The following is a 24,524-nucleotide window of genomic DNA, read 5'->3' as shown; positions in this document are numbered from 1 at the left end:
TTCAAAAAAAGTGATCCATTTAAGATATCCCTCCGTTAGCTATGTGTAAATCAAAACAAACAAAACCCAAAAGGAGAGATTCACATGAACTACAAAATGAAATCAAAAGCAATTTTAGCAGCTACACTAGCAATGACAATGGCAGCTCCAACTCTAGCTTTCGCAGCAGACCACGGTGATCATTCTTCAACTGGTGGAGAAGCTACAGGAGATATGGGCGTTTCATCTCCAGCTTCAGAATTACGTTCTGCATTAACTCACTTATTCACAGAGCACGCATTCTTAGCAGTTGAAACATTGAAAAAAGGTGCTGACGGAACAGAAGATTTCGAAGCATTAGCTGGCGCACTTAGCGGCAATACAGATGACTTAACTGCAGCTGTATCTTCTGTATACGGTGAAGAAGCAGGAGCACAATTTAAAGAAATTTGGTCATCACACATTGGCTACTTCGTTGATTATGCAAATGCAACAGCAGCAGATGATCAAGCTGGAAAAGACCAAGCAGTAGCTGAATTAGATGAATATATTGTAGAACAAGCAGCATTCTTAGATGCAGCAACTGAAGGACGTTTACCAGCAGCAGATCTAGAAGCTGGTTTGACTGAACACGTTGGTCAATTAGTAGCAGCTTTCGATAGCTATGTAGCTGGAGATTACGAAGCGTCTTACATCAGTGAGCGTGAAGCTATCAATCACATGGTAATGGTAGCATCTGGTATGGCTTCAGCAATCACTGACCAGTTCCCAGAGAACTTCGAAAACTCAGTAGCGGTAACACCAGCAGCTGATTTGCGTGCTAACTTAGACCGTATCTTCACAGAGCACGCTGGTTTAGCAGTAATGGCTATGCAAAATGGCGTTGACGGTGACCCTGATTATGACGCATCAGCAGCAGCACTTCTTGCAAATGCAGATGATCTATCAGCAGCAGTCGCTTCAGTATACGGTGAAGAAGGCGGAGCGCAGTTTAAAGAGATCTGGAACAGCCACATCGGCTACTTTGTAGACTATGTAGTTGCAACAGCTAATGAAGATGAAGCTGGCAAAGAGCAAGCAATGGCAGAACTTGACGAGTATATCGTTGAGCAAGCAGCATTCTTAGCTACAGCTACAGAAGATCGCTTACCAGCAGCAGATTTAGAAGCTGGTTTGACAGCTCACGTTGATCAATTACTAGCAGCATTTGACCTATATGTTGAGGGCGACTATGAAGGAGCTTACTCAAACCTACGTGAAGCATATGCTCACATGTTAATGCCATCAGAAGCTATCTCAGGAGCAATTGTTGATCAATTCCCAGAGAACTTCAAAGGCGGCGAAATGCCAGAAGGTATGCCAAGTACTGGTATGGGCGGAATGGCTGAAGAACAAGGCATGGGCGCAGAAGGATTCCTACTAGGATCTCTATTAGCAGCTTCTCTAGGTGCAGCAGCATTCATGACTCGTCGTCGTAAAAGCGAACAAAACTAATTTAGTAGGTTCAGATTTTTGATCCCATCATGCGCAACGACCACTAGATTGGAAGTTTCTGACCTAGATCCTTACAGGAGTTCTCTCTCTTGAGACTGGTTGGGGGACGAGTAGCAGAGGGATGAAAAGGTCACTATCGTTTCGATGATTTGGACCAAGGTCTTTACCAATAGAGAAAGAACCCGATACTCTGGGGAGTGTCGGGTTCTTTTTTGGTTTGAACTAGAAAGGGTTTGAGAAATATGGGTTTTGGTTCTTTGGATTGGTTTCCATAAAACGACTTGGTCTCATTAAAATTCAATTATGTCGAATAAACCATGCAGTATGTCGAATAAAACCAGCTTACGTCTCATTAAATCCCGGTTTCATCCGATGAACGCTCGCTCACCCTAAAGTCTTCACAGATTGAGTAGCTTCTAACAACGTCCGAATAGAATCTCGCTCACCGCGATGAAGCGCGTCTACGACGAAGCTTCCGACAATAACACCGTCCACGACCTCGCCTAATTGCTGCACATGTTTAGGAGTGGAGACCCCAAATCCGGCCATGACAGGTACGGGGCTCACAGATTTCAAAGCAGCGAGATGCTTGAAGGTTTCTTCAGGTAACGACTGGCGTGTACCCGTAATCCCATTAACAGTGACGGCATAAACAAATCCTTGGGAAGCTTTCGCAATGCGCTCCACGCGCTCACGTGGACTCGTTAAGCTGACCAATTGAACCAAATCTATTCCGGCAGGCTCTAAAACATCTGATAATATCTCAGACTCCTCAAGTGGAAGGTCGGGTACAATGACACCAGCCACGCGTGCCTCTTTTGCTAAGGAAGCAAATATATCAAGACCAAGCTGCAAAATAGGATTGAAGTAGGTCATGACTACGAGTGGAATGGTAATGTCATCCTCTAAACCCTTTACTGTTTCAAGAACGTCGCGAAGCGTAGTTCCATGCGCAAGAGATCGGAGACCAGCTTCTTGAATCACCGGACCATCTGCGACAGGATCGGAAAAGGGGATGCCAAGTTCAACCGCAGTTGCCCCAGAATTCTGTAAGAATAACAGTTGCTCTTTCAAGGCATCGAGACCACCATCACCCGCCATGATGTACGGAATAAACGCTGTTTCTCCTGCATCAACGCGTGATTGAATTGCTGTAGTTAAACGACTCATTCCGTTTCCTCCTTACTAGCTAAAGCTTCGCAGATTGTGTGTACATCTTTATCTCCACGACCGGATAAACAAATTACCACGTGATCGTCTTCCGTTGTTGTCGGAAGAAGGGCATCCAAATGAGCAAGTGCATGCGCAGATTCAAGCGCAGCGATAATTCCTTCTGTTTGGGCGAGTAGCTGAAGAGCAGTCAATGCTTCTTCATCTGTTACAGACGTGTATTGCACGCGTCCGAGGTCATGTAGATAACTATGCTCAGGCCCGATACCAGGGTAATCTAGACCGGCAGAAATCGAGTGGGCTTCCTTGATTTGACCGGCTTCATCTTGTAAGAGATGCATCATGGCGCCGTGTAACACGCCGACTTTTCCTCCAGTTAAACTCGCTGCATGTTTCCCTGAAGCGACCCCGTGACCTGCAGCTTCAATTCCAATCAACTTTACTTCTGCATCATTAATGAACGGATAGAACATTCCCATGGCATTACTTCCGCCGCCGATGCACGCAAGAACGTGGGTAGGCAACTGCTCGAATTGCTTTAAACTTTGGCGACGCGTCTCTTGTCCAATGACAGATTGGTAGTCTCGCACAATTTGCGGGAACGGGTGAGGGCCAAGAACGGAACCCATGATGTAATGCGTATCATCTACGTGTGTGACCCAGTATCGAAGCGCTTCGTTTACCGCATCCTTCAGCGTGCCACTGCCTTGTGTGACTTCGACGACCTTAGCACCTAACAACTCCATCCGGAAAACATTCAACTGCTGTCTGCGAATGTCTTCTTTCCCCATAAAAATTGTACATTCAAGTCCAAACAATGCACTGACTGTTGCTGTGGCAACACCATGTTGACCAGCTCCAGTTTCAGCGACCACTTTCTTTTTGCCCATGCGTTTTGCAAGGAGGGCTTGGCCAACTGTGTTGTTGATCTTATGAGCACCTGTGTGGTTCAAGTCTTCGCGTTTTAAATAGATTTTCGCTTTACCGTAATGCTCAGTTAGACGTTCTGCATAATACAACGGATTTTCACGCCCGACATACTGCTCCAGGTAGTAGCGGACTTCATCGTTGAACTCCTGATCTTTCTGAGCGTCGAGGTAGGCTTCTTCAAGTTCTGCTAAAGCGTGCATGAGCGTTTCTGGAACGAATTGGCCACCGTAGTTTCCGTAGCGGCCTTTCACTGGTGCTGTGTAATTTGTCATCGTGATTCCTCCCGAACGGCGCGTATGAACGCCTTAATTTTTTCGCTGTCTTTTCGTCCGTCAGTTTCGACACCGCTTGAAACATCTACCATAACAGGTTGCAAGTCTCGAACGGCTTGTCCGACATTTTCCGGTGTCAATCCACCTGCTAAAATGAAGGGTCTAGATGTGGGTACTTCATGAAAGAATGTCCAATCAAATGTGTGACCTGAGCCTCCACGATGTGTCGTGCCTGGTGCATCAACCAATACGAGAGGAGCAGGGCTTGCAAAAGCAGTTTTCAAGTCTTCTTTGGAGTGAATCGAAAATGCTTTGATCACAGGTACTTCAATGACGTTTAGTAAATCGTCCGATTCGTCTCCGTGCAATTGGACGTAATCAAGGGGGACTGCTTGAGCTGTAGCGTTAATCTCTTCGACAGTCGCATTCACGAAAACACCCACTTTTTTGACGGGAAAGGGAATGGCTTTTGCGAGTTCCGTCGCTTCCGAAACAGTCACTTGTCGTTTACTCGGGGCGAAAACAAAACCAATGGCATCTGCTCCTGCGAATACCGCAGCTTCCACATGTTCCGCTTCTTTCAGTCCACAAATTTTAATGCGTGTCATGGACGACCCTCCCAACTTGAAGGGCTTGTAGGGCCTCTTCTACTGAAGACGCACGGACCAGTGTCTCACCGACTAACAAACCGTGAGCTCCACAAGCACTTAGTCGCTCTGCATCTTGTTGTGTGACAATCCCGCTCTCACTGATCAGGTGGATGTTTGCAGATGTGGGAATCATACTCGCCAATCGTTCTGTCGTATCCAGAGAAACCTCGAATGTTCGTAAGTCGCGATTGTTTACTCCAATCAATTGGGCTCCTAGGGTAAGAGCAACTTCCAGTTCTTCTTCATCGTGCACCTCAACGAGCACTTCAAGTCCCAGACCCGTTGCGTAGGTGTACAACGAATGGAGGGTTTCCACTTCCAGAGCGGCCACTATCAATAAGATGATAGAAGCTCCGTGGTGATAGGCTGCATCGATTTGCAGTGAATCGACCATAAAGTCTTTGCACAGGACCGGGAGTTCTGTCGCTTCTGCCACTTGTTTTAAATCGTCAAACGATCCTTGAAAATACTCTTGATCTGTCAAAACAGAGATGGCGGCTGCACCACCAGTTACGTATCGTTTTGCTTGTTCCACGGCATCAAGGTTCGGATGAATCAATCCTTTTGAAGGAGATGCACGCTTGATTTCTGCAATCACTTCAAGGCGATTGGATTGCGTCAATGTATCTGATAATTTTCGGCGAAGCGGGATTGCTCGCCCAGGAAAAATTGTTTTCTTCAGTTGTTCGAGTTCTTTATATTTCGTTGCGATGATTGTATCCAGTATTGTCATGACGTTACCTCCACAGCTGTTGGGTAATGCAGTAATTGCTGAAGTGCTTTGCCGGACTGAATGCTTTCCCGAGCAACTTCAATGCCTTCTGCTACAGTAGATGCAGCACCTGCTGCAAACAATGCGAATCCGCTATTTAACAATGTTGTATCGAGATAGGCGGATGGCTCTCCTTGTAAAACAGAACGTAAAATTTTAGCGTTTTCTTCTGCCTCGCCACCTGCGATTGTTTCACGCGGAAGAGGGGAAAGACCGACCTGTTCTGCGGATAACGTATGTGTCGTAATTTCAGCATCCTGCAACACAGTGTAACGTGTCATTCCGTCGAGAGATGCTTCGTCAAGACGTCCTGCACCCGTCACGATGACGGCTCGTTTTCTGCCAAGCAGTTGCGCTGCTTCAGCTAGAGTTTGCTGGTAGTCTTCCCGGTAAACGCCAATTAATTGATGCGTCAATGCATAAGGATTGGCGAGAGGTCCGATCAAATTGAAAAGTGTCGGTTTCCCGATTGCTTTTCGAATCGGCTGCAACACTTTCATTGACGGATGAACATCCGGTGCGAATAAAAAGGTTAACCCTGTGGTCTTAAGGAGTCGTGCGCTTTCTTCAGGTGCGACTGTGAGTTCTAAGCCAAGAGCTGCTAATACATCGGCACTTCCTGATCGACTCGAGATGCTGCGGTTGCCATGTTTGGCTACACGAACGCCAGCGCCTGAGGTCACAAAGGCAGACGTTGTGCTGATATTGAAGCTTCCCGATTGATCGCCACCTGTCCCGCACATATCAAAGACAGGAAAGGGAACTGTCGGGTAAGGAGTAGCACGTTCCATCAATGCATCCACAACACCGGCAAGTTCTTCAGCAGTCTCTTGTCTAGCGTGAAGAGCCAGCAGGATGTCCTTGATCAACTTCTCATCGGCATTCGCTTCAAAAAATTGTCCGGCAAGTTGTTTCATCTCTGCTTGCGATAAGTAGTCGCCTTCTAAGATTCGCTCATAAGTAGCTTTCACTTCGCATCACTCCTTGTAAGTAGTTGGCCAAGCGCTCTCTGCCATCGGGAGTTCCAATGGATTCCGGATGGTACTGCATTCCGACGATTGGCAATGTGCGATGGCGCATTTCCATTAAGGTACCGTCTTCTTGCGCAAAACTTACAGTTACAAACTCTTCTGAGAGAGTTCCGGAATCAACCGCTAGCGAATGGTAGCGCATCACTACGCCGACATCCTCGTTCGTCACAGCATCAACTAACTGGGACGTTTTGCCGTGAAAAATTTGAGGTGCAGAGATGATTTCCGCTCCTGTGCAAAGCCCCATTAACTGATGGCCGAGACAGATGCCGAGGAACGGGTAAGTTGTATGAAGCTTCTTGAAAATATCTTGCGTTACCGTGTAGTCTCTCGGATGACCAGGACCAGGCGATAATACGATGACTTTCGGGTTCATCTGATGAATTGCTTCAATAGTTAGTGCATCATAGCGTACCACTTCGACCTGTTCGCCGAGTTCTTGAAGGTACTGAGCCAGGTTATAAGTAAACGAATCGTAGTGATCGATTAACAGAATCATTGGAATACCTCCAGTAAAGAGCGTGCTTTGTGCAGCGTTTCCTCGTATTCTTTCACAGGGTCCGAGTCATAAACGATACCGGCACCTGCTTGAATCGCAATAGACCCTTCGGAGATGACCGCTGTACGAATCGCAAGAGCTGCATCTAAGTTGCCACTTGCGCTCAAATAGCCAACAGCGCCTGCATAGACACCGCGCTGCGTCGTCTCCAGTTCATTGATTAATTGCATCGCGCGAATTTTTGGTGCACCGGAAACTGTTCCAGCTGGCAGACAAGCGGTCAGTGCTTCGAGTGGATGGATATCTGGAAGCAATTTCCCTTCGACTTCTGATACAAGATGCATCACGTGTTGGTAGCGTTCGACTTGTTGGTACTTGGTGACTTTGACACTGCCTGCTGTACTGAGGCGGCCGACGTCGTTGCGGGCCAAGTCCACCAACATATCGTGTTCGGCACGTTCTTTCGGATCTTGCCGCAAGTCTTGTTCCAGAGCTACATCTAGCTCTGGTGTTGTGCCCCGTGGCCGAGTTCCGGCAATTGGATTCGACTGCAAAATGCCATCTGACACTCGTACGAAACTTTCCGGTGAAGCGCCAAGAACAACGGCATCCCCAAAGTCGATGTAGAACATATAAGGTGACGGGTTGACGCGGCGTAGTTTTCTGTAATAGGCGAACGGTGTCTGGTTGATGGAAGCAGAGAGTCTTTGCGACAGAACGAGTTGAAAAATTTCACCCTCGTAAATCCACTCTTTCGATTTTTCGACGTTGGCTAAAAATTCTTCTTTGGTGATATTCGATGTGAAGTGAAGAGGTGTTGCCTCGTCTGGAAGCTCCGTGTCCGGTGTCTTCTTGAGTTGGGCAACGACACGAGCAACTTCATCTTCATTCCCACTACTATTTAATACGGTGACGGTATGTGTCTGGTGATCGTAAACGACGACTGTCGGATACCAGAGGAAATAGATATCTGGTAACTCGCGCGCTTTCGGAAGGGGGAGACCTGTCGGTTCAGTGTGCCCCAGTACCTCATAGCCCACATAGCCGATTGCCCCTGTCGAGAAAGGAAATGGGCCATTGGGAAGTGGTGGAGGTAGCAACTGTTTTAACAGTGTCATGGCGTCTCCATAGAACTGATTGGCATTCCCGCTCGCTAGATCTCTTACAGTTAGTTGACCTTTTTCTCCGCAATACATCGTAGAAGGAGATGCCCCAATAAAAGAATAACGACCTGATTTCTCGTGTTTCAATGAACTTTCAAGCAAAAACTTTCGATCGCCTTGTAGGCGGTGATAGATGGAAATAGGGGTTAAGGAATCTCCGTTAAGAGACTCTTGCACATAATATGTCATCTGATGTTGGCTCCTCTCGTAGGAGCAGAATATGAAAAAGCCCTCCACAGGCAAAAGCCTGCAGAGGGCGAACGGTTCGCGGTACCACCTCTGGTTTTGAGTTCGAAAACTCTCTCCAGATCCTGTAACGGGGATCATCCGTTCTTCCTTTTCAGAAGACTCTCCAAAGTCCATTCCAGCTGATGACATGACCGGCTTTCAGCAATGACCGGCTCTCTTTGACATGTCGCGTCAGTGTACTCTTCTTTGTCGAGGATTTCTCATCTCTGCTCTCTCCACTCAACTATGCTCTAGGGCGATGACGGCTCTCCATCATCTTCTACCCATCCCGAACAAAAAGTTTCGTTTATCTTACCTTTTTTTAGTTGGTATTGTCAATGCGAAAGGATTCATTGTTTTCAAAAAGTTCCTTCAAATACTGGGCAGCTTCCGGCATTTTTGCCCCGTACCAGAACATTTCCCCGTCGACCAATACAGGTTGGGAGGTCGGTGTAAACTGAGCAAACTCCTGCTTATGTTTTTCAGCAAAAGGAAACGGTTCGGAAGCAAGAAACAGGAAATCTGGATTGAGTTCTTCTAGTAATTCTGGCGTGATTTCAGGATAACGGCCTTCAAGGGACTTCGCTGCATTGTGAAAGCCCATATGCTCAAGCATAGCTTGAATGTAGGTAGTGTTGCCAACTGCCATGTACGGTTTGCGCCAAATCATGTAGAGGACAGAGGGGTTACCTGATACGTTTGGCAAGGAATCGAAAGCCGTGCGTGCTTCCCTTTCAAGTTGAGAGGCAGCGGTTGGTGCTCCGGTTACTGTTCCAAGATCACGAATCAAGCGATAGGAGTCCTCGATTGTCTGGACTTCCAAGACGATAACAGGTGCAATTTTGGACAAAAGCTCTACGGTTTCTTTCGTATTCTCTTCTTTTTCTGCAAGAATCAAATCAGGCTTCAACTCGCGTACTTTATCTAGAGAGACGTCTTTCGTGCCGCCGACTGTAGGAATTCTATCGACTTGAATCTTTGGGAAGATACAATACTTCGTCCGGCCTACCAATTGCTTTTGGACGTCTAATGCAAAGAGTGTTTCCGTGATTGCGGGACAAATTGAAACAATGCGTTGTGGACAATGGGGGATTAGTAATTCCCTATCTAAATGATCAGTAAACATTTTCATCGAAAAAAACACCTCTTTTAGGTTTAAGTATAACGAATGTAGGGTATAGATGTCGTGGTGAGGATTTTTATCTAGCCTGATTTTTCCTCAACTTGTACGCTGCAAAAAATAAAAATCTCCGGGCAATGAATAATTCGAAGGAGCTACAAATCATGAACTGGTATACAAAATTGAATCAATATTTCCCTGTTGAAGAAATGAAGTCACGTGAGCATATGGAAACATTGCTTGAAGAAAAGGGCACTGTCTATCGAAAAGATGAAGGGCCGAAGCATGTGTTGATGTATGTGGAGTTTGAAGATTTTATTTTCGTTGACTATTTATTTGTTTCGAAAGAAGCACGTGGAGAAGGTCTTGGGAAAAAGCTACTTGAAAAGTTAAAAGCCACTGGCAAAACCATTCTATTAGAAGTTGAGCCTGTGAACTATGAAGATACAGATACAGAAAAGCGTTTACGTTTTTACCAGCGTGAAGGATTTGTTCATGCAACACAAATCGGTTACAACCGACGCTCGTTAGCTACAGGAGAGAATACGGTACTTGAAATTCTTTACTGGACGCCGCAGCCTCGTGATGAAAAAGAAGTATATGAAGCGATGAGATGGACATACGAGAACATTCACACCTATAAAGACCAAGAGTTTTACGGTGAATCATACGATCCAACAAACAAAGTCTTAACTTATTTAACTGAAAAACGCGATTCAATTTTAGACGAATAGATACTAACTAGCCCATTCCACAAAGGGATGGGTATTTTTAAAAACATATATCTTGAATTCAAGATAATTATGCGCTACACTTAACTTACACAAAACATGAGGAGGAACAAAAATGAACGAATTAAAAGGGATCCACCACGTAACTGCCATCACAAGCAGTGCTGAAAAAAACTATGAGTTTTTCACTTATGTGCTTGGTATGCGTCTAGTTAAAAAGACGGTCAACCAAGACGATATTCAAACCTACCATTTATTCTTCGCCGATGACCGCGGTAGTGCGGGAACAGACATGACATTTTTCGATTTTCCAGGCATTCAAAAAGGCTCACACGGGACGAATGAGATTTACCGGACTTCTTTCCGTGTGCCAACTGATGCATCGTTGGAGTACTGGTTGAAGCGCTTTGAACGTCTTGGTGTAAAAAATCAAGGGATTGAAGACTTATTTGATCGAAAAGTACTGAAGTTCTCCGATTTTGATGACCAACGTTATCAATTAATCTCAGATGAAAACAATTCAGGTGTTGCTTCTGGAACGCCTTGGCAAGATGGCCCGATTCCACTTGAATTTGCGATAACAGGATTAGGTCCAATTGTTTTTCGTTACGACCGCGTCGACTTCTTGAAAGAGATGTTAGACAAAGTACTCGGTTTCCGTGAAGTTGCCTCTTCAGGCCAATTAACATGGATGGAAGTTGGCGAAGGTGGAAACGGAGCAGCTGTCATTATTGAAAAAAATGTTCTCTTACCACAAGGACAACAAGGGTTTGGAACCGTTCACCACGTAGCATTCCGTGTAGAAGACACAGAAGCATTACATTTCTGGATTGATCGTTTGAATCAAGCAGGAATTCCATCTTCCGGGTACGTGGATCGCTTCTATTTTGAATCGCTCTACGCACGCATTGCGCCACCATTGTTGTTTGAGTTTGCTACAGATGGTCCTGGATTCATGGATGATGAGCCATATGAAACACTTGGAGAAAAATTAGCGCTTCCTCCAAAATTGGAAGGGCACCGTGACCAAATTGAACAATTGGTTCGTCCGATTGATACCGTTAGAAGTACGAAGGATATTCAGAAAGAATACGAGTAACAGATTAATTTGTTAAGGTCTTGCTAGCAAGGGCTTGGGTCGCTTGGGGTTTGTGCCCTGGGCGGCCATCTTTGTGCCCTCAGTTATTTTATGGAAACTAATCAAATAAAAGAAAAAAGCCAAACTCAATGAAAAAACATGAGTTTGGCTTCTTTTTTATGCTGTAGTGAATGTTGTGACAAAACTAGGACCATCAAAAATCGCTGGGCGCTTGTCGATGCCCTCGTCGGTACCGCGTTTCGCATGCGCTTTCGAATACGCCTGAGACGACTGCCACTCTTTAAAGTTCTTTTCGTCTTCCCATTCCGTCAAAATGATGTACGTGTTAGAATCCATCGGGCGCATCACGCGAATCGCAATGAAACCTGGTTCGTCTTCGATAGCACGGGCACGGTTCATGAAGCGTTGTTCGAAAACAGGACGACCTGCTTCAGTCACTGGAATATTGTTGAGCACAAAAAAGCCTTTCTCAGAAAAATCTCCAGACGAATCAATCACTTCATAGCCATGACCATCTAGTTCTTGAAGCGTCTTATATTCATTGATGTAGCGCTCGGTTTCCCCTTTTAAATGAAAACCGCTCACTTGCGGTGCATCCGTTAAATAAATGTACATAGCTAAACGTCCTCCTTATCCAACTTCAATCGGTTGGAGTTTCTTTAATGCTTCGAGTGCTTCTTTTAATACCTCTACATCTTTTACTAAGGCGATGCGTGCGAAACCGTCGCCTTCTGTTCCAAAGATAGATCCTGGTACCATCACGACACCAGTCTCGCGTAAAACGTGGAATACGAACTCCGTATCTTTCATTGGGTAAGGGTAGGCTGCCCAAATGAACATGCCGCCGTTTGAAGGGGCGACTTTCCAACCGAGTTCCTCGAGCCCTTGTTTTAACACATGATGACGCTCTGAGAACACACGGCGCAAATTGTCCGTGATTTCATCTGCATGTGAAAGTGCTGTAATAGCGGCTTCTTGAATCGGTTCAAAAATGCCATAGTCAAGATGAGATTTCAAGCTTTTGATCACGTCAATTAACTCGGAATTTCCTGCGATATAGGCAATGCGTGCGCCGGCTAAACTGAAGGTTTTAGATAGTGAATTGATTTCAAGTCCAACATCTTTGGCACCTGGAGTCGCTAAGAAACTTTTCGGGCCACTTCCATCAAAATAAAATTCTGCGTAGGCCGCGTCATGTACGACAATGATATTATGCTTTTCGGCAAAAGCGACTACGTCTTTAAAAAACGTCTCACTCGGCAATGCCGGAACTGGGTTACCAGGTAAGTTTAAAATTAACAACTTAGCTTTGTCGGCAATCTCATCCGGTATCGAAGCGATGTCAGGCAAGAAGCCGTTCTCTTCATCAAGAGATAGATAGTAGGGCGTAGCGCCGGCTACATGAATACCAGCATCGTAAGCGACATAGGCAGGATTTGTAGTTAGGACGATATCTCCCTCATTGCAAAAGGCGAGAGGGAGGTGGACCAGTCCTTCTTGGGACCCCATCGTCTGCACGATTTCAGTTTCAGGGTCGAGTGAAACACCCATCCGGTTTTTATAGTAAGTTGCGACCGCTTCATAAAAACGTGTTGTGCCGGTCAATGTATAGCCATAAGAAGTGGCGAGCGCACTTTTCTCTGAGAGTGTCTGTCGAACCGCTTCCGCTGGTGGGAGGTCCGGGCTACCAAGGCTCAGATCATAGACAGGTAAGTCGTTTGATACACGAGCAGCCGCGGCTTTTTTAAGTTCTCCAAAAATTGAGGTGGGGAAGCGTTCCATTCGTGTTGCCGGTTGAAAATTCACATGCGTCACTCCTTAACTAAGTTGGATAAATTACATTCTCAGTATAGCATGAGGGAGAATGAAGTGTGCGTCATGAAGAGACAACTGTATTACTTAGTGGCTTTATAAGCAGCAAGTGCACGTTCATGTGCTTCTTTATGATCCACGAGTTGTTTGCTCATCGCGTCTGGGTTCCAGGTATGGACATATTCTTCTTGCTTATCGAACTTTTCAAGCTGTGTAGTTGGGTTGAAAATTCGGAAGTAAGGTGCCGCATCAATACCTGTACCCGCCACCCATTGCCAACCCATGCCGTTATTGGCTTCGTCATAATCGACAAGAGTCTCTTTGAACCATTCGGCTCCCCATTGCCATGGTAGAAGAAGATGCTTCGTTAAGAAAGAAGCCGCGACCATTCGCACACGATTGTGCATCCAGCCCGTCTCCCACAACTGCTTCATCCCCGCATCGACAAGAGGATAGCCGGTTTCGCCACGCTTCCACTTTTCAAAATCAGCCTTACTGTCTCTCCAAGGGAACGAATCAAACTCAGACCGCAGCGGCTTTTTCTCAAGTGTAGGATGCTCAAGGAGTTGGCGTTTGGCAAATTCGCGCCACACTAGCTGGCGTAAGTACGGTTCAGAATGTTCTTCACGTTTTGCAGCATAGTAGACAGCTCGTACGCTGAGATTCCCCCATGTTAGATAAGGAGAAATTTCTGATGTCGCTTGGGCATCTGGGTAATCGCGCATTTTTTTATAATCCTTAATATCGGATTTTGCAAAGTGTTGGAACTGTTTGATGCCTGCTTTTTCACCAGGTGTCCAGTGCTCTGCAAATTTCTTTGTCCACGGATGATCAGGAAGGAGCTGTAAGTCTTCAATCGTCTGAAGAGCCTTAGCACGAATGTCTTGCCACTCTTCCGGCATCGCAACCGGTCGCTTCACCGTTTCTTGTTGCGAGCGTTTGTAGAAAGGGGTGAAGATGGAGTAAGGTTCACCGTTGTCTTTAGTCAGTTCATGATGAGGGAACAGGAGGTCACCGTCAAAAGCTTGATACGCGATGGACTTTTCATCTAACGCTTTTTTGACGGCTAGCTCTACTTTGCGCTCATCTGTTGCATGACTATCATTCCAGAACACCTGGTCACAGTTGTGTTCCTCTACAAGTTTCGGAAGACAAGTCGTTGGGTCTTCATCCGATACAAGAAGTGTGATACCTTTTTCATGTAAACTGCTTTTCAATTCCTTCAAAGACTCTTCCAACCACCAGCAAGAAGCCTCCAGCTTACGCATCTCAGGAGATAGAGTGAAAACAGCTAGCACCCGGCCGTCATGACCAGCTTGTGCTAGCGCTGGATGATCGTGAAGGCGAAGGTCACGGCGAAACCAGACGAGAGTTCGCTTAGTCATGAGCAGCGCCTTCTTTAGGGGTATGGTCTTCTTCGCGTAATGTGCCATCCGTCATTTTAAAAACGCGGTCACAATAGTCAATTAAACGTGTGTCGTGTGTGACGACAAGGGTAGTTGTCTTTTTTGACTTGGTCTCTTTTTGCAGCAATTCCATGACCTCATAGGCACGTTCAGAGTCCAATGAGGCTGTCGGTTCATCCGCCAGTACAATGGATGGGTTTGTGTACAATGCCTTTGCGATAGCCACTCGTTGACGTTCCCCACCTGATAAGTCAGAAGGGTATTTGTTTCGTAATTCTTCAACCCCAAGATCTTTGTAGAGTTCTTCAAGCTCTTGCTCATTCAACGTATCTTTTTTGACTTTATTCAATAGCATCATTTGATTATGAACTGTTAAAAACGGGACGAGATTTGAAGCTTGCAGAATAAAGCCGATTTCATTTAAGCGAACTTTGGAAAGCTTTTTCTCATTCAATTTCGCAAGTGACGTTCCGTTGATCAGCACGTCACCTTCGCTTGGCGTTTGTAGGCCCCCTGCAATTGTTAAAAAGGTACTTTTCCCAGAACCGGAGGGACCAATGATAGCAATCATCTCACCGGCCTGCGCTTGAAAGTTGGTTTCTTTTAAAGCTTCTATTTTTTTATGGCCAGATCCGAATGTCTTTTTCGCTTGTTTGAGTTCTAAGACTGTCATTTCATCACGCTCCTATTGCTTTCAATGGATCGATTTTTACAATCGTTAATACTGAGAAGATGGCTCCTAAAATGGCAACTGCAATCAAAACGATGCCGTAGATCGCCATTGCGACGCCATCAAACTGCACAGGTACGGCGTTCGGAAGGAACAATCCAGTTACGAGCGTCAACACGTAACCCGTCACGACTCCCACTACTGCTAAAATAAATGTCTGTGCTACCACTGATCGTGCTAAGTAACCATTTGAAATTCCTTGTGCCTTCATGACACCGAACATATTGATTTTTTGAACAGTCAAGACATATAAGAATATCGCAACAATCGTTGCCGAGATAATAAATAAGAAGTAAATCATAAAGTCGAGCGTCAATTTTTGCTCTGTATAGCCTGGTAAGTTTTCGATAAACGTTTGTGTATCAACGATCGCAAAGTCTTCAGGTGCATCCAGTGCAGCTAAATCGTCAGAACGGATGACGATGCCATTGACTTGATCGGCATTCTGTTGAGCTGCTTCCCCGAAACGTACCGTCTGGAACGTATCCAGTGATGTGTAAAGGACAGGTGCTGCATTGAAGCGAGCATCTTCCGTGAAGCCGACAATTGTCAATTCTTCATCAGAAGAAGAGAGGGTCAGCGTATCACCAATTTCAAATCCTTCTTCTTGTAAGAAGTCTGCTGCCACAACTTCATTTTCTCCAGAGAATAGTTCCCCGTCCGATACATCCGGTGTGATGAATTCCTCTTCATTGATGCCAAAGATAGCTACACCTTGTTTCAATTCGCCGGTTGTCACAATCGTGTTCAATTGTCCTAGAACAGCCGTTTCTGCATCTAGTTCATCTGCGTCTTCAATTGACAAGAACGACTGCGGTAAACTTTGGTCAGAATCCTCGGTCAACATAATGCCATCCCCGTCCCATTTATCGACAGCTTCACGGTTCAAATTAGCGAGACCATTGGCAAGGCCAGTTAAAAAGAAGACGAGGTACGATACGAGAAAAAGTACCCCGATTACCAGTGCAAAACGTAGTTTGTTCTTTTTGATTTCATTCCATGCTAAAAACATACTTTATCCTCCAGTCTTGTTGTTGAGTTTTTGCAATAACCAAGCAAGTAACGCGCCGTATATCAAATGGCCCGTCTGCCACCAAAATAATGCACTACCATCCGTAACTTCGGGTGTGCGGTCAGATAATCCAGTGGAAGGATAAATGATCAATCCAATCATAAAAGCACTGATAACGGTATAGAGAAATGGTCGATTCCATTTCTTCCAAAGCCAAGCGTAAATGAATGCTAAAACGAAAGAAACTATGAGATGAAAGCTGATTTCCACCCACTCAGGAAATGAGTAGTTTTTAAGAATAGGGAAATAATCAACGTTTAGTAGCAACGTGTAGACCTTGTCTCCCGTCAGCCATTCAATGAACTTGAAATAGTAATTTAGTATAAGACCTGTAATGAGGCCGATGCCTAAGATACGTCCTACTTTATCCATACATTCAACACATCCTTTACAACAATTATACAGAGAGATTGTTTTCCACGTCAAATTATTGTATAATGTTATCAAATCAGAAAAATGGAAGGAGGCCGACCAGTGAAGGGTAACTATAATATTCAACAGGTCTCTGATGTAACGGGTCTGTCTAAACAAGTCATCCGTAAATGGGAAGAACGCTACCAGTTAATTCAGCCAGAGCGCATGGATAATGGCTATCGCCTTTATCAAGATCAAGACATCGCTACGTTGCTTCGAGTGAAACGCCTTTCTGATGAAGGGTATACTATTAAACAAGCGGCACTCCTGATCGATAAAGAAAAAGAAGTAGAACAAGCGGGAAATCAAGTGACACCAGTTCCAGTAGTAGAGGAATGGAATGACTATGTATTTAAGCTTCTCGAGTACGGTGCCAATTGTGAAGAGCTAGAATTAAACAGAACGCTTCACCAAGCGCATCAAGATTTAGGGCTCGACCTTTTCTTAAGTTCCGTTGTACTTCCGTACTTACGCGAAGTCGGGAATCGATGGGAAAAAAGACAGTGGGATGAGTATCAAGAATCAGTATCCAGCATGGTTGTACGCGATTTCTTAGTACAAATTCGCCGCAACTATCCTTACCGTGAAGATGCACCACTAGTACTCGGCGCTTGTATCCCAGGAGAACTTCATGAGGTTCCGCTGCACATCCTATTGCTGCAATTTATGGTGCGCGGTTGGAAGTCCTTCATGATCGGTTCGTCACCAGCCCCAGGATCCATTGAGGCACTTGTAGACCGTTTGAAACCGAAATTTGTCCTGTTGTCGGCTTCAACATCTGTTCCCTTAAAGCAACATCCAGAAATGCTTGAAAAGCTCAACGAATTTGCAAAAGGTTATCCAAAGACTAAATTTTTTGCAGGTGGAAAAGGGATGGAAGATTATTTAACCCAACATAATCTTGATGCTATCCAGTTTGCTCCGGATTTAAATACTATTTTACAAGAGTCCTTATAAATTTTCAGAGTCTGTCACTTGATGACAGGCTCTTTTATTTATGTTAAAATTAGTAGTAGGTACTAATAACAGTTATCAATGGAGGTTGCTATGCGAGATCTAATTAATTTAGCAGGTAAAAATATTGTAGTCATGGGTGTTGCCAATGAGCGAAGCATTGCATGGGGTATTGCTAAATCGTTGTTCGATGTTGGGGCAAACGTCATTTTCACATACCGAAAAGAACGTTCACAAGGAAAGATTCAAAAGGTGTTAGACAAAGAAGGACGCGAAGCTGCCGTCATTCAGTGTGATGTAAACGATGATGCGAGCATCAAACAAGCGTTCACTGAAATTGGTGAAAAGTTCGGTGTGATTCACGGCGTGGTTCATTCCATCGCATTTGCGCACGCTGAAGACTTACACAACAACTTCTTGCAGACGTCTCGCGACGGGTTTGCATTTGCACAAGACACGAGCGCTTATTCATTGATTGCAACTGCACGTGAAGCAAAACCTTTCATGACAGAAGGCGGATCGATCATCACGATGAGTTATTTAGGGGCAGAGCGCGTACTCGACGGCTACAACGTCATGGGTGTTGCCAAAGCATCACTTGAAGCATCAGTTCGCTACTTAGCAAATGATATCGGGAAAGATGGGATTCGCGTCAACGCCATTTCTGCCGGTGCGATTCGTACGCTGGCTGCGAAAGGTGTACCAGCGTTCAATGAAATCTTGCATCAAATCGAAGCAAAAGCACCTTTAAAGCGTAACGTAACGCAACAAGAAGTAGGAGATATGTCAGTTGCTTTATTAGGTGACACAGGTCGCGGCGTTACGGGTGAAGTCATTTACGTAGACAGTGGCTATCACATCATGGCTTAATAGTTTTTCAAACCTAATCCATTTAACTGGATTGGGTTTTTTTGTATGGATTTAGGGAACAGTGATAGAGAACTAGTTTTCCACTAGAAGGAGGAAGCCCATTTGACAAATCAAGAAAAGAACAGCAAGCAAGAGCAGCTCGACCAGTTCCGTGTAAATGATCAAGATCAGGCCCTCACAACCAATCAAGGTCTCAAAATGGCTGAAGATGAATTTTCTTTAAAAGCAGGAGAAAGAGGACCTACACTACTTGAAGATTTCCATTTTAGAGAAAAGATGACCCACTTTGACCACGAGCGTATTCCAGAACGAATTGTTCATGCACGCGGTGAAGGTGCCCATGGTGAATTTGAATTGTATGAATCTCTTGAAGCTTATACAAAAGCAGAATTTTTAACGGATACTTCTGTTAAAACACCCGTATTTGTCCGCTTTTCAACAGTTGCTGGCTCTCGAGGATCGGCAGACCTAGCCCGTGATGCGCGAGGATTTTCAACTAAATTCTACACACAGCAGGGGAACTACGATTTAGTCGGAAACAATATCCCAGTGTTCTTTATTCAAGATGCCATCAAGTTCCCGGACCTTGTGCACTCAGTTAAACCTGAGCCACATAATGAGATTCCACAAGCGGCTTCGGCACACGATACGTTTTGGGATTTTGTAGCGAACAATCAAGAGTCGGCTCACATGGTTATGTGGACAATGTCTGACCGTGCAATCCCTCGTAGCTTACGTATGATGGAAGGTTTCGGTGTTCATACATTCCGCTTAATCAATAAAGAAGGCAAGTCTCACTTTGTAAAGTTCCACTGGAAGCCGGTCCTTGGCACGCATTCTGTCGTTTGGGATGAAGCACAAAAGGTGAACGGTAAAAATCCTGACTTCCACCGTGAGGATCTTTGGCAGTCAATTGAAGATGGCAATTTCCCGGAATGGGAACTTGGTCTTCAAATCATCACTGAAGAAGACGAGTTCAAGTTTGATTTCGATATTTTAGATCCTACTAAGTTATGGCCAGAGGAAGACGTGCCAGTGAAACTTGTTGGGAAGATGACGTTGAACCGCAATCCAGACAATTTCTTTGCGGAAACGGAACAAGTTGCATTCCACCCAGGTCACTTAGTGCCCGGTATCGACTTCACAAACGATCCATTACTACAAGGTCGTCTGTTCTCGTACACTGATACACAATTGATTCGTCTTGGTGGACCAAACTTCCACGAGTTGCCGATCAACCGTCCAGTTTGTCCGTTCTTTAACAACCAGCGTGATGGCTATGGCCGTCAAACAATCAATGTCGGTCGTGTGAGTTATCACAAAAATTCATTGGCTAACAATACGCCACGCACTACCCCGGAAGAAGAGGGCGGATTTAGCCATTACGAAGAAAAAATCGATGCGCGTAAAGTCCGTGCACGTAGTGAGAGCTTCAAAGACCACTTCTCTCAAGCAACGATGTTCTTTAATAGTATGTCGGAAGTAGAGAAGAAGCATATGATAGATGCGATGAGCTTTGAACTCGGAAAATGTAAAGAACCGAGCATTCGTGAGCAAGTGGTAGAGATGTTCAGCCACGTGCATATTGATTTGGCTAAGCCTGTTGCTGAAAGTTTAGGCATTGAGGTCCCAACAGATAAAGGTCCTTACAATGACAAACAATCTCCAGCATTAAGTCAATTAAACACTGTTATGAAAGCTGATACACGTAAAGTAGCTGTACTTACGTCAATTGAAGCGCCTGGCAATGTACAAGAAGTCGTGGATTCATTGAAATCAGCTGGCCTTCAGGTTGAGATCATCGCAGAACGCCAAGGGAAACTAGATGGCGGATTGGAAATCGATCAGAAATTCCTTACAGCTGATTCTGTGTTGTACGATGCAGTTGTGGCAGTGGCAGGACCGGATGCTTCAAGTGTCTACAAAAAAGAAGCTTCTAATTTCTTGCGAGAAGCATTTGATCACGTGAAACCATTAGGTGCTGCCGGAGAAGGCAAAGCACTTCTCGAACACTTAGGGTTTACAGGTGAACCAGGTGTTACAGAAGACGTACTATCTACTTCATTCGTTGATGAAGTCGCAAAACACCGCTTCTGGGAACGTGAGCTTGGTGGCAAGTCGAATAACAAACAATAACGAATTCTACCCGTCCGACGAAACTGTCGGGCGGGTTTTTTTACAAGGTCGAATGCTCCAATTAGTTTCCATAATACGACTTCGGTTCTACAATTCAGTTTACTTGATTTAGAAAAGACCCTACTGGTCGTATAAAACGAGCAACTTGTCGCAGAAAACGCTTCACTTGTTCCAGAACGCCCGCTCAACACAAAACTCAATACACCTTTTCCCAAAATTACTACACGATTCAGAAAAGAAATATAAAATGTAAACTATTTACAGATTATAATTATCAAAGATGTTTATTTGCATCAAAGTAAAAATGATTTATTTATTCAGAAACAGTTATAAAAGGAAATTAAATGAGTAAGTCGATAAATTACTTAATCAGTTTTGTAATCATAGGATGTATATTTGCAGGAGGATATTTTGTAGGTAAAATTACGAATGCAGAGGTATTAAAAGAGGTAAGTATTAGTTATCAGGGGACGGATAAAAATGATCAAGCCGTACATTATGAAAAACTGATAGTGGAATAGTTTTGTTGCGCCTTATAGCTTTATATTCTAAACATTTTTGTGAGTAGGTAGACCTGATGTGCTCATTGCGTAATTCTTTCATTCATTAGTGGTTAGCCATTTTTTAAGAAATACTTTCCTCATCACGTAGATTCAAGTGTAGGGAAATGTTTAAACTGATATAGAAATAGGACATTGATTTAGTGAGTCAGATAGAGGGAGCAAAAAGGATAAAGATATACCCGTAACTACAGTAAGACCCTAGAGTCTACCGAAGTCTTGATTAATCCTAGACCTCGTTAGACCTAGGGTTATTTTAATACATCTATTAAAATAATCTGAATAATGAGTTGTAAAAAACAACAGAGTATAATAAAATAACCTAAAGTTAAATCATAGTATATCAATAGGAATAATAAATTAATGTGAGGTTGTGATTATAGGTATGGGAGATGCACCGTTTTTATCGGTAGAAGAAATTTCTAAGGCTTTTCACTCTGACCAAGTACTGAACCAGGTTCTTGACTCCATTTCATTCACTATTCAACGGGGAGAGACTATTGCTCTGTTGGGAGAGAGTGGATGTGGGAAAAGTACCATTCTAAATATTATTGGAGGATTTGAAAAACCAGATCAGGGCTTTGTGAAGCTGCAGAATGAGCCCATTACAAAACCTAGCCGAAAAGCAATCATGCTTTTTCAGCACTACGGATTGCTTCCGTGGAAATCCGCGTTAAAAAATGTGGAATTCGGTCTCGAAAGTTCTTCTCTATCAGCAAAAGAACGATCAGAAAGAGCACGCCATTATCTCGACCTGGTAGGTCTTTCAGGCAAGAGTCAAATGTTTCCCCATGAAGTGTCAGGCGGTATGAAACAACGTATCGCGATAGCGAGGGCACTCGCACCACAGCCCGAACTGATCTTGATGGACGAACCATTTGCTGCATTGGATACATTTAATCGATACCATCTGCAAGATCAACTACTCAACATACAAGCCAAGGAAGAAACTACTATCGTGTTGGTAACTCACGACATTGATGAAGCTATCTATCTAGCGGATCGCATCTTTATTATGCATTCCAATCCAGGTCGTATTCACCATGAAATCCATGTTGAATTGTCGAAACCTCGCGATCGAAGTCATCCGGATTTTTATGCATACCGCAAACAAATTTTGGATGAATTCCATTTCAGCCGACAGGAATCGGCCATAGAATTTCATATTTAACCAATGACTAAACACAATAAGGAGAATCCGATGAAAAAATCATTCACATTGCTAATCACACTACTTTTGGTATTTGCCCTGGTCCTCACGGCTTGCGGTACGGAGAATAGCTCATCCTCTGGTTCAGACAATGAAAAACGCGTGGTCAAAATAGGGTATTTACCCATAACTCATGCTGTACCGTTGTACATTGAAAAAGAGCTAGAAGACTATGAAAATTTTGAATTGGAATTAGTGAAGTTTGGTTCATGGCCTGAGTTGATGGATGCCTTGAATACAGGCCGTATTGATGGGGCTTCTGTCCTCGTCACACTAGCTATGAAAGCAAAAGAGCAGGGAATCGATCTTAAAGCAGTAGCACTGGGACATCGTGACGGCAATGTATTTGTTACAGACCCTTCAATCAATACAGCTCAGGACTTGAAAGGAAAGAACTTTGCCATACCTCATAAATTTTCTACGCATAATGTGTTGCTGTACCAAATGCTACAGCAAAACCAGATGGCGTATGAAGATGTAAATGTCATCGAACTACCACCTGCAGAGATGCCAGCGGCTCTTGCTGAAGGTCGTATTGCAGGCTACGTGGTGGCAGAGCCATTTGGTGCTATTTCCGTCTCGCTTGAAAAGGGCAAAGTCCTGTATCAGGATCAGGATGTCTGGGAGAACTCCATCGATTGTACGCTTGTGCTGCGTAATGATTTCATTCAAAACGAGAAAGAGGTCGCTCAGGAGTTCGTCAATTACTATGTGGCTGCCGGCGAAGTGGCAGAAGCAAAAGATGAACATACACATGAAATGTCATCAAAATATATGAACGTCGAAGAAAAGGTTTTGGATTTATCATTTGAGTGGATCGCGTATGATGATCTGGTGATTCGAGAAGATGAGTATGAAGCATTACGTGCAAGTCTTATTGAAATGGGACTTATGGACAATCCACCAAGTTACACTGATTTTGTAGACCACTCATTATTAGATGAAGCGATGTGACGATAAATGAAACTAAAATCTTTAGCGCCGGCAGGGATTGGCTTTGTACTCTTAATCGCTGTGTGGCAAATGATCTATACTTTTGGCGATTACGATGCTGTGTTGTTCCCACCGCCAATAGCAGTGGGTACAGCCATTTTGAGTCTCATACAAGACGGGACACTGATAACACACATTCAAGTTAGCCTCTATCGTTTCCTGCTAGGATATTTATCTGCTGTTGTTATTGCTGTCGGTCTAGGACTCTTATTGGGAAGACTACCACTGCTTTGGAGCATACTCGACCCGATTGCCCAAGTGATTCGACCTGTATCTCCCATCGCCTGGTCTCCATTTATTGTCCTATGGTTTGGAATCGGGGATATTCCAGCCATCGTCATCATCTTTATTGCTGCCTTTTTCCCTGTTCTGCTGTCAACAGTTGGGGCAGTCCGTAAAGTAGATGCCAATTATCTAAAGGTGGCTGATAATTTTGAGGTGAAAGGGTTTCAGCTCCTTTTTAAGGTGATCTTCCCTGCAGCCTTTCCATTCATTGCGAATGGACTTCATATAGCAGTGGGTACGGCGTGGATATTCTTAGTAGCTGGTGAAATGGTCGGGGCACAATCTGGACTTGGATATCTCATTGTGGATGCACGAAATTCCATGCGGCTAGACTTTGTGATGGCGGGAATTGTATTTATAGGGGTCTTAGGTTTGCTTTTAGATAAGGTAGTAGGGGTATTCGAAAGATGGATCAATAGACAATGGGGTATTCGTGCCACATAAAAAAGTAGAGCATCTCTGCTCTACTCTGTTACTTCATCTCTCAAAACAGTCGTTTCAAGCTGTGTTACATTTTCTTCGCAGTGGGGACAATAATAGGCAATCTCCACTTCATGTTGACAAGAAGTATGGACCAGCTTTTTATAGCAAGGGTCCAGGTGCTCGCTCCCCCATAGAACCATGGCATTAAACACGGGTTCTAGTGCCTTCCCGCTTTCTGTGAGAGCGTATTCGTATCGAGGTGGATGTTCCGAATAAAGAGATGAACGTACGAGTCCTGATTTTTCTAAGTGCTTCAATCGGTCAGAAAGTATATTCGATGAGATTCCTAGCAATTGTTTTTTTAAATCATTGAAAGTCTTTGTGCCGACCAAGATCTCATGAAGAACGAGTAACGTCCAGCGGTCCCCAATCAAGTTTAAAGTCTGTGCTATATTGCAAGGCAAATTGTATCGTGTTTCGCGCATGTTGTGCTCCCTCCATTATCACTTATTTAATCATAT

General features: G+C 44.3%; 24 protein-coding genes and 1 other annotated feature. Of the genes, 9 read left to right on the top strand and 15 right to left on the bottom strand.

Annotation, left to right across the window (positions count from 1 at the left end):
* Positions 1-84 precede the first annotated feature (84 nt).
* On the top strand, positions 85-1,473 hold the full coding sequence (locus MKY84_RS12855) for a copper amine oxidase (RefSeq protein WP_342526522.1): 1,389 nt from the start codon (positions 85-87) through the stop codon (positions 1,471-1,473).
* 384 nt (positions 1,474-1,857) lie between these two features.
* On the opposite strand, the gene trpA is transcribed toward MKY84_RS12855, so the two are convergent.
* The 8 genes from trpA to MKY84_RS12815 all read right to left on the bottom strand — a co-directional run bounded on the left by trpA (position 1,858) and on the right by MKY84_RS12815 (position 9,320).
* Positions 1,858-2,643, bottom strand: coding sequence for a tryptophan synthase subunit alpha (gene trpA, locus MKY84_RS12850; RefSeq protein WP_342526520.1), 786 nt, complete (start codon positions 2,641-2,643; stop codon positions 1,858-1,860).
* Positions 2,640-3,845 carry a tryptophan synthase subunit beta gene (gene trpB, locus MKY84_RS12845; protein ID WP_342526518.1) on the bottom strand — a complete coding sequence of 402 codons (1,206 nt, stop codon included), beginning with the start codon at positions 3,843-3,845 and terminating at the stop codon, positions 2,640-2,642. The genes trpA and trpB overlap by 4 nt, the downstream gene beginning before the upstream one ends.
* Positions 3,842-4,453 (bottom strand): phosphoribosylanthranilate isomerase, encoded by a 612-nt coding sequence (locus tag MKY84_RS12840; protein WP_342526516.1) that lies wholly within the window; start codon positions 4,451-4,453, stop codon positions 3,842-3,844. The genes trpB and MKY84_RS12840 overlap by 4 nt, the downstream gene beginning before the upstream one ends.
* On the bottom strand, positions 4,440-5,228 hold the full coding sequence (gene trpC, locus MKY84_RS12835) for an indole-3-glycerol phosphate synthase TrpC (protein WP_342526514.1): 789 nt from the start codon (positions 5,226-5,228) through the stop codon (positions 4,440-4,442). Before trpC ends, MKY84_RS12840 begins: the two co-directional genes overlap by 14 nt.
* Complete coding sequence (gene trpD, locus MKY84_RS12830) at positions 5,225-6,238, bottom strand: anthranilate phosphoribosyltransferase (protein ID WP_342526512.1); 1,014 nt, start codon at positions 6,236-6,238, stop codon at positions 5,225-5,227. Before trpD ends, trpC begins: the two co-directional genes overlap by 4 nt.
* Complete coding sequence (locus MKY84_RS12825; RefSeq protein WP_342526511.1) at positions 6,222-6,797, bottom strand: aminodeoxychorismate/anthranilate synthase component II; 576 nt, start codon at positions 6,795-6,797, stop codon at positions 6,222-6,224. The genes trpD and MKY84_RS12825 overlap by 17 nt, the downstream gene beginning before the upstream one ends.
* Positions 6,794-8,149, bottom strand: coding sequence for an anthranilate synthase component I (trpE, locus tag MKY84_RS12820; protein WP_342526509.1), 1,356 nt, complete (start codon positions 8,147-8,149; stop codon positions 6,794-6,796). The genes MKY84_RS12825 and trpE overlap by 4 nt, the downstream gene beginning before the upstream one ends.
* 60 nt (positions 8,150-8,209) lie before the next feature.
* Positions 8,210-8,411: a binding site (T-box leader), on the bottom strand.
* A gap of 99 nt (positions 8,412-8,510) precedes the next feature.
* Positions 8,511-9,320 carry a helical backbone metal receptor gene (locus MKY84_RS12815; protein ID WP_342526508.1) on the bottom strand — a complete coding sequence of 270 codons (810 nt, stop codon included), beginning with the start codon at positions 9,318-9,320 and terminating at the stop codon, positions 8,511-8,513.
* A 152-nt stretch (positions 9,321-9,472) separates the two neighbouring features.
* Between MKY84_RS12815 and MKY84_RS12810 the strand changes: the two genes are divergently transcribed.
* Positions 9,473-10,042: a GNAT family N-acetyltransferase gene (locus tag MKY84_RS12810; RefSeq protein WP_342526507.1), complete on the top strand. Its 570-nt coding sequence runs from the start codon at positions 9,473-9,475 to the stop codon at positions 10,040-10,042.
* A gap of 112 nt (positions 10,043-10,154) precedes the next feature.
* Complete coding sequence (locus MKY84_RS12805; protein ID WP_342526505.1) at positions 10,155-11,138, top strand: ring-cleaving dioxygenase; 984 nt, start codon at positions 10,155-10,157, stop codon at positions 11,136-11,138.
* Between the two features lie 156 nt (positions 11,139-11,294).
* Here MKY84_RS12805 and MKY84_RS12800 read toward each other — a convergent pair whose 3' ends face one another.
* The 6 genes from MKY84_RS12800 to MKY84_RS12775 all read right to left on the bottom strand — a co-directional run bounded on the left by MKY84_RS12800 (position 11,295) and on the right by MKY84_RS12775 (position 16,530).
* The gene (locus MKY84_RS12800; protein WP_342526503.1) at positions 11,295-11,753 is read right to left on the bottom strand and encodes an antibiotic biosynthesis monooxygenase; all 459 of its coding nucleotides are present in this window, start codon (positions 11,751-11,753) and stop codon (positions 11,295-11,297) included.
* Positions 11,754-11,768: 15 nt separating this feature from the next.
* Entirely contained in the window at positions 11,769-12,944 is a 1,176-nt protein-coding gene (locus tag MKY84_RS12795; protein ID WP_342526501.1) for an aminotransferase class I/II-fold pyridoxal phosphate-dependent enzyme, read from the bottom strand.
* A gap of 89 nt (positions 12,945-13,033) precedes the next feature.
* Positions 13,034-14,335, bottom strand: a complete 1,302-nt coding sequence (locus tag MKY84_RS12790) for a deoxyribodipyrimidine photo-lyase (protein WP_342526499.1) — start codon at positions 14,333-14,335, stop codon at positions 13,034-13,036.
* Positions 14,328-15,029 carry an ABC transporter ATP-binding protein gene (locus MKY84_RS12785; RefSeq protein ID WP_342526498.1) on the bottom strand — a complete coding sequence of 234 codons (702 nt, stop codon included), beginning with the start codon at positions 15,027-15,029 and terminating at the stop codon, positions 14,328-14,330. The genes MKY84_RS12790 and MKY84_RS12785 overlap by 8 nt, the downstream gene beginning before the upstream one ends.
* Before the next feature lie 4 nt (positions 15,030-15,033).
* On the bottom strand, positions 15,034-16,098 hold the full coding sequence (locus tag MKY84_RS12780) for an ABC transporter permease (protein WP_342526497.1): 1,065 nt from the start codon (positions 16,096-16,098) through the stop codon (positions 15,034-15,036).
* Positions 16,099-16,101: 3 nt separating this feature from the next.
* The gene (locus MKY84_RS12775; protein ID WP_342526494.1) at positions 16,102-16,530 is read right to left on the bottom strand and encodes a hypothetical protein; all 429 of its coding nucleotides are present in this window, start codon (positions 16,528-16,530) and stop codon (positions 16,102-16,104) included.
* A 102-nt stretch (positions 16,531-16,632) separates the two neighbouring features.
* On the opposite strand from MKY84_RS12775, the gene MKY84_RS12770 reads away from it, so the two are divergent.
* The 6 genes from MKY84_RS12770 to MKY84_RS12745 all read left to right on the top strand — a co-directional run bounded on the left by MKY84_RS12770 (position 16,633) and on the right by MKY84_RS12745 (position 24,024).
* Entirely contained in the window at positions 16,633-17,529 is an 897-nt protein-coding gene (locus MKY84_RS12770; RefSeq protein ID WP_342526492.1) for a MerR family transcriptional regulator, read from the top strand.
* Between the two features lie 90 nt (positions 17,530-17,619).
* Entirely contained in the window at positions 17,620-18,396 is a 777-nt protein-coding gene (fabI, locus tag MKY84_RS12765; RefSeq protein ID WP_342526490.1) for an enoyl-ACP reductase FabI, read from the top strand.
* A 102-nt stretch (positions 18,397-18,498) separates the two neighbouring features.
* A complete protein-coding gene (locus MKY84_RS12760; protein WP_342526488.1) occupies positions 18,499-20,532 on the top strand; it encodes a catalase in 2,034 nt (677 codons plus the stop codon).
* Between the two features lie 945 nt (positions 20,533-21,477).
* The gene (locus MKY84_RS12755; protein WP_342528895.1) at positions 21,478-22,263 is read left to right on the top strand and encodes an ABC transporter ATP-binding protein; all 786 of its coding nucleotides are present in this window, start codon (positions 21,478-21,480) and stop codon (positions 22,261-22,263) included.
* Between the two features lie 30 nt (positions 22,264-22,293).
* Positions 22,294-23,256, top strand: coding sequence for an ABC transporter substrate-binding protein (locus MKY84_RS12750; RefSeq protein ID WP_342526487.1), 963 nt, complete (start codon positions 22,294-22,296; stop codon positions 23,254-23,256).
* 6 nt (positions 23,257-23,262) lie between these two features.
* Positions 23,263-24,024, top strand: a complete 762-nt coding sequence (locus tag MKY84_RS12745) for an ABC transporter permease (protein ID WP_342526485.1) — start codon at positions 23,263-23,265, stop codon at positions 24,022-24,024.
* Between the two features lie 20 nt (positions 24,025-24,044).
* On the opposite strand, the gene MKY84_RS12740 is transcribed toward MKY84_RS12745, so the two are convergent.
* Positions 24,045-24,488 carry a helix-turn-helix domain-containing protein gene (locus MKY84_RS12740; RefSeq protein WP_342526483.1) on the bottom strand — a complete coding sequence of 148 codons (444 nt, stop codon included), beginning with the start codon at positions 24,486-24,488 and terminating at the stop codon, positions 24,045-24,047.
* Between the last annotated feature and the right edge of the window lie 36 nt (positions 24,489-24,524).

It is taken from the genome of Chryseomicrobium sp. FSL W7-1435, from assembly GCF_038595005.1.
Lineage (GTDB): Bacteria > Bacillota > Bacilli > Bacillales_A > Planococcaceae > Chryseomicrobium.
This window is presented reverse-complemented; position numbering and strand designations above follow the sequence as displayed.